General features: G+C 38.3%; 7 protein-coding genes. 6 read left to right on the forward strand and 1 reads right to left on the reverse strand.

Annotated features, from left to right (window positions below):
• Positions 1-549: 549 nt before the first annotated feature.
• The gene (locus tag AAIB49_RS19185; protein ID WP_343458989.1) at positions 550-1,095 is read right to left on the reverse strand and encodes a hypothetical protein; all 546 of its coding nucleotides are present in this window, start codon (positions 1,093-1,095) and stop codon (positions 550-552) included.
• A 487-nt stretch (positions 1,096-1,582) separates the two neighbouring features.
• On the opposite strand from AAIB49_RS19185, the gene AAIB49_RS19190 reads away from it, so the two are divergent.
• From AAIB49_RS19190 to AAIB49_RS19215, 6 genes are all read left to right on the forward strand, one after another.
• Positions 1,583-1,735: a small acid-soluble spore protein P gene (locus AAIB49_RS19190; protein ID WP_339216257.1), complete on the forward strand. Its 153-nt coding sequence runs from the start codon at positions 1,583-1,585 to the stop codon at positions 1,733-1,735.
• Between the two features lie 231 nt (positions 1,736-1,966).
• Positions 1,967-2,752 (forward strand): MBL fold metallo-hydrolase, encoded by a 786-nt coding sequence (locus AAIB49_RS19195; protein ID WP_343458990.1) that lies wholly within the window; start codon positions 1,967-1,969, stop codon positions 2,750-2,752.
• Between the two features lie 9 nt (positions 2,753-2,761).
• Positions 2,762-3,295 (forward strand): DUF4269 domain-containing protein, encoded by a 534-nt coding sequence (locus tag AAIB49_RS19200; RefSeq protein ID WP_343458991.1) that lies wholly within the window; start codon positions 2,762-2,764, stop codon positions 3,293-3,295.
• 2 nt (positions 3,296-3,297) lie between these two features.
• Positions 3,298-3,576 carry a DUF6958 family protein gene (locus AAIB49_RS19205; RefSeq protein WP_339216251.1) on the forward strand — a complete coding sequence of 93 codons (279 nt, stop codon included), beginning with the start codon at positions 3,298-3,300 and terminating at the stop codon, positions 3,574-3,576.
• A gap of 322 nt (positions 3,577-3,898) precedes the next feature.
• Entirely contained in the window at positions 3,899-4,885 is a 987-nt protein-coding gene (locus AAIB49_RS19210; protein WP_343458992.1) for an ABC transporter ATP-binding protein, read from the forward strand.
• A complete protein-coding gene (locus tag AAIB49_RS19215; protein WP_343458993.1) occupies positions 4,863-5,636 on the forward strand; it encodes an ABC transporter permease in 774 nt (257 codons plus the stop codon). The genes AAIB49_RS19210 and AAIB49_RS19215 overlap by 23 nt, the downstream gene beginning before the upstream one ends.
• Positions 5,637-5,797 lie beyond the last annotated feature (161 nt).

Consider the following 5,797-nt stretch of genomic DNA (forward strand, 5'->3'; position numbering starts at 1 on the left):
GTCCTTTTTGTTTACTTTAATATCAGAAAATTGCGTGCAAAAAATAATAAGCATGGTCCTTACCGTTAAAACGTTGGTAAGGACCATGCTTATATTAATTTACTGGGGTTTTGTCCCAGCCTCTTTTCATTATCCTCCTAAACCTTATGTAAAATAGACTTTTGGAATTCTCTCTGGTGTAAGAGGATTCTCATTATAATGGGGGCATTAATACAATCCCCCAACAAGCCACGATAGAAAACTAGCCACCTGTAAGAAATAAAAAGCTTTGAGCATGCGCCCAAAGCCTGTATGGTAAAAGGAGAGATGTAGCATACGGTTGGTGGCTTATAGCAATTCGTTAGCGTTTATTTAACGAAGAAGAGATTTTGCAGCGAAGTGCGTCGATACGGCTATGAGCGCCTTTCACTAGTTGTTTTAATTGACATTTTACATCTTGTAACATCATACTACCTCCTTTCTAGTTGCAGTTTATGAAAGGAGGTAGAAGTTGTTCGTATGTTTTCACTATTTCTACTAAAATTGGTAGATAAAATAGGCGACAAGCATTTATTCTTTATTCGATTTTAAGACTTTGCTCATTAAATCTGTCATTTCCTCCATTTTCTTTTCGTCACTTAGCATTTCCTGCATCATATCCATCGCAGCTTTTCTCATGTCTGGATCCTTCATCATATTGGATAATAAGTCAGAAGCATTTCCATCTCCGCCTAAATTCTTTAACAGCTCACTTAGATTTTGATCCTTTGCCATCATGCTCACCACCTTTTCATAAGGGATTTTTTTCGCTACTTTACCGACACCATCTACTAGTACTTGCCTATATTTCTTTCCTTCCTCAGACTGCAGCGCGTGGAATAATGCTTGTAAACCTCCCAACCATTCTGTATGGAGATTATTGCTTTGCCATTCATGCTTTAATCGCTCAAAAAAAGCAGGTGACGGTGGGGTGGCTTCTTGATTATTGGGATTTGGAGGGGTGTTGGAATAGTTTGGAGCTTCATTAAAAACGGTAGTGGAGGATTGGTAATACCGATTTCGTTTGAATTCACGGTATTTTCCAGCTGCAGTACGCTTAAAGGATATCGTTTTCAAATTCATCACCACCTTTATTTCTTTTCCTTCATTACAAAGGTACGCAGTTCTTTAACACTCGGTAAGTGCGTGAGTCTAGTTTGTATGGAAAAATATATGCTTGCCTACTAGAAATAGCGTTAATAGGTTATAAATCCTACTGAAAATAACCATTTTTTAATAGAGAGGTTATTTCGTCCAATCTAAAGCTACCACCGGACATAACTTATTAATGTGAGGCCTCACTAAAAGGCTTTAGGAGGTGTTAGTTAATGATTGCAGCATTATTATTACTATTCTTTTGGTTCCTAATCTTTACGCCAATCATCTTGTTAATTGCGATTGTATCTGTATTAGCTCCGTAAGCTAATGTAAGTAGTCTATTTAAAAAGCCTCTTTTCTACTTGAAGGGTAGTAGTTCATCTGCTTGATGACTACTACCTTTTCTATATGTATAATATCTTCCCCACTCCCAAAACTAACGCTATAGTTGGAAAGGAGGAAGAGCATGAGTTCAAGACCTAAAGGGCCGAAGCAACAAGAGCAACCCAACCTACCAAAAGCACCAGAAATGCCATATGGCGAAGGATTAGACGGATCGAAAAAGGTGAAAAATCGAAATCATTCGCGTCAAAATCATAATCCACACCATGGCTTATAAAAACCAAAAAGACAGTCAGGAGGCTGTCTTTTTTAGTGCGAAAGCTAGTGAATTACTCGGAACACGTAATAGGATGAGGAGAGCACTTAGATAATAGAGAAGGGTTCTTATGGATAGATAGAGCTAATAGGTAAGGGAAGAAAATGGCGAACGAATGTCCTGAGGAATTATTGATAATGTCTATTAGATGGCCTATTATTAATGATATAGTTTGTTACGAGGGGGATTACCATGTCGATAATAAAGGATAGATGGTTTACGGTTGAAGAAATAGACGCAACGACATTTGCGATTAGTGAATATGGTCACTGGGAGAAGGTACACTCCTTCCTGTTAATTGGAACGGAAAAGGCTGCCTTAATTGATACTGGGCTCGGGATTGATAATATAAAGCGAATTACCGATCAGTTGACTGATTTACCTATTGTGGTCATTACAACCCATGTCCACGCAGACCATATTGGTGGCCATGGACTATATGATACGTTATTAGTTCATCATGCAGAAGAGGACTGGTTGATAAATGGAATTAAAGGATTATCTATTGAGCAGATTCGTAAAGATATCGGGCGTGATATTACGGTAGATACACCACCAGAATTTAATCCCAATACATATACACCATTTACAGGGAAACCAACCGCTCTGCTTTCCGATGGTGACTTGATTGATTTAGGTGATCGCTTATTGTCCATTTTCCATACACCAGGTCATTCACCAGGACATATTTGTGTCCTCGATAATGACCGGGAATATTTATTTACAGGTGATCTACTCTATACCGATACACCGATATATGCGTTTTATCCAACAACAGATCCAGTAGCATTACTTGATTCGTTAGAGCGTATTTCTTATTTACAAGTCCAACGCGTATTTGGCTCCCATAATACATTAGGACTAGATCCGAGTATTTTGTTTGAGGCACAGGATGCAGTATATGAGCTTCGGCGCAAAGATTTAGTGAGGCATGGTACTGGGATACATACATTTAAAACGATCAGCATTCAATTTTAGGAGGGGACTATGTTTGATTCGTTAACAGCATTAAAAGCTGGTTCAAAGAGACAACAGAGGGCATATGATGCCATTAAAAAACTGAATGTACTAGAGGATTTGGCCCCGTATCATCCGGTCCTTTGTGGAACACTGCCGTTAGGAATAGATGTCGAACAGTCCGATTTAGATATCATTATGGAAGTTCATGATTATCAAGGCTTTACGAAAAAAATTGTATCTCTTTACCACGATAAGAAAGACTTTAGAGTGAAAGAAACAGAGATAAGAGGCGAGCGCGTCATAAAGGCTAATTTTCAATACTGCGGATTTGATTTTGAATTATTTGGTCAAGCTGTTCCTACCGATAAACAAAATGCCTACAGACATATGGTAATCGAACACATGCTACTTGAACAATACCCACAGATAAAAGAACAGGTAATCCAGTTAAAGCAACAGGGTGTAAAAACAGAGCCAGCATTTTGTCAGGTATTAGGAATGAAAGGAAATGATCCCTATGAGGATTTACTCGTCTATGGTAAAGCGATATTCGGAGGATAGAAATGGAAAGAATTCAGCTATTGCATCCAGAAGGCAAGAAAGGTAGTCATATTGTAAAAGCGAAATATGATGTGATGAAGGAAGTCATGCTTGAAACCATTACAGATTATGGGGAGATAGCTTTTAAAGAGCTTGCCAATGTCATCCATGAAAAGCTTCGTGATAAATGGGAGGGCTCGGTAACTTGGTATGTAACAGCAGTCAAGCTTGATTTAGAGGCACGGGGATTGATTGAAAGATTTGCAAAGGACAGACAGCAGTATATTCGGATAGCTAGATGAAACAAGGCTACTAGAGAGAGCACCTCCCTAGTAGCCTTCATATATCTTATTAACTCCACAAATTCTCTCCATGGTACGGAAGTATTTTATGCCAGAAATCCCAACGCAACTTGTATGACCCCTAAAAATAATCCCTTCCTTTACGAAACCCCATGAAAGAACAGCCTTCCCATTATATAAGCACCTTTCCAACTGGAATATTATTCTTTCTCCGTCTTAAGTCTGAATTCGTTTCGAACCATGGGCCGTGGTGAGGGTGGAATGGGGTCCGTTAAAATAAAAGTAGAAATTGACTTGAGCTTATGTAGAAAGGATGGAAGAAATGACGAAAGCTATTGTAGAAGTTAAAAATCTGAGAAAGTCCTACAAGAAGCGGAAGACAAAAGAGATGATCACAGCAGTAGATGATATTTCGTTTACTGTAAATCAAGGAGAAATTCTTGGATTACTCGGACCAAATGGTGCAGGGAAAACGACGACCATTAAAATGATCTGTGGATTAGTTGTCCCAGATAGTGGCATGATTACCATTAATGGCATTGATAATCAGAAGAAGCGGCTACGTGCACGGGAGCATATTAGTGCTGTTCTAGAGGGAAATCGTAACTTGTATTGGCGACTAACAGTAAGAGAAAATCTAGAATATTTTGCAGGTAATCGCGGGAAGTCTCGCAAATCGGTCGCCGGTAGGATTGAGGAGCTGTTGGAGCAATTCCGTTTAAAAGATAAAGAAAATGAAATGGTAAACCGTCTGTCGCGAGGCATGCAACAAAAGCTTGCGATTGCAGTAGCAATGCTTGCTGGTAGTGAGGTTATTTTATTAGATGAACCAACACTTGGTCTTGATATTGAGACTGGATATGAGGTTCGTGAAATACTACGGGAGATTGTCAGGACACAGCATAAAACCATCATTATTACCTCACATGATATGGATGTCATTCAAGATCTATGTGAACGCACGGTTATTATTAATAATGGAAAAGTAGTTACCAATGATCGTGTAGATAATTTAATGAAGCTATTTGAGGTACGTGCCTATTCCATTAAGCTGGATGGCCATTTAAGTGAACAGCAACATCACTTATTACGAGAAAAATTCCCACAACTAATCTATACACCTGATACGTATCAATCGAATTTGGAAGTCGATTTAACGAATAGCCAGGAAATGTATGAATTATTTGATATCCTCAAGCTTGAACAAATACCAGTAGACACGATTGATCGGAAGACGATTAATTTTGAACAAGTGTTTTTGAAGATTGTAAAGGGGGAGGAAGAACATGCGATTCCTGAACGTGCTTAAAGCGAATATCAAAAGAGAGTATATTCTATTAAAACGATACCTACCGAACACGATAGCGATTCTAGTCACATTTTACGTCATATTTCTAGGCATGTTCTTTGGTATTACCTTAATTGGTGACCCAAGTACACAAGATGCCAATATACAATACGTGATTGTCAACTATATTTTCTGGTTTTTAGCGATGCTCGTCGTAAATGATATTGGCTGGCAAATTACGAATGAGGCAACACAAGGAACACTGGAGCAATTAGGGATGTCTCCAATGGGGATATGGAAAATCATGGTGTCGCGTTTAATTTCCATTACTATTGTCAATTTCATCATGATAATCGGTTTGTTGTATGTAAGTATGCTGACCTCTGGGCAGTGGTTAAATATTGATGTACTTTCCATTTTACCAGTATTCTTTTTAACCTTGATTAGTATGTTTGGACTTGGATTCATGATTGCAGGATTAACAATGATTCTCAAGCAGATTCAAGCATTTTTACAAATTCTCCAGTTCATATTAGCTGCACTTACCTTTGTATCAATTTCAGTTGCGCCGTTCTTAGCATTTTTCCCATTTGTTAAAGGGATTGATATGGTAAGAGCGATTATGATTAATGAAATGAGCATTACACAGTTTCAAATGGCAGATATTCTAATTCTTGTCTTTAACGCAGTATTTTATTTTGGTTTAGGTCTGTTTATGTTCCTGCGTTGTGAAAGGTTTGCGATGAAAAAAGGATTGCTTGCCCATTATTAAAATAAAATGGTATTGGCTAAGAGGGCTAATACCATTTTTTTGTGTCATTTGAAAACCCCTGGCTATGCCGGGGGTTCCGGAGAGCTTATAGCGTGGTATTAAAATTAAAAAAGGCCTCTCTTCGTGATAAGATATAGTTGGTTTCCCGACCACTACATCAA

The organism is Ornithinibacillus proteolyticus (assembly GCF_039581225.1).
Classification (GTDB): Bacteria; Bacillota; Bacilli; order Bacillales; family Amphibacillaceae; genus Ornithinibacillus; species Ornithinibacillus massiliensis.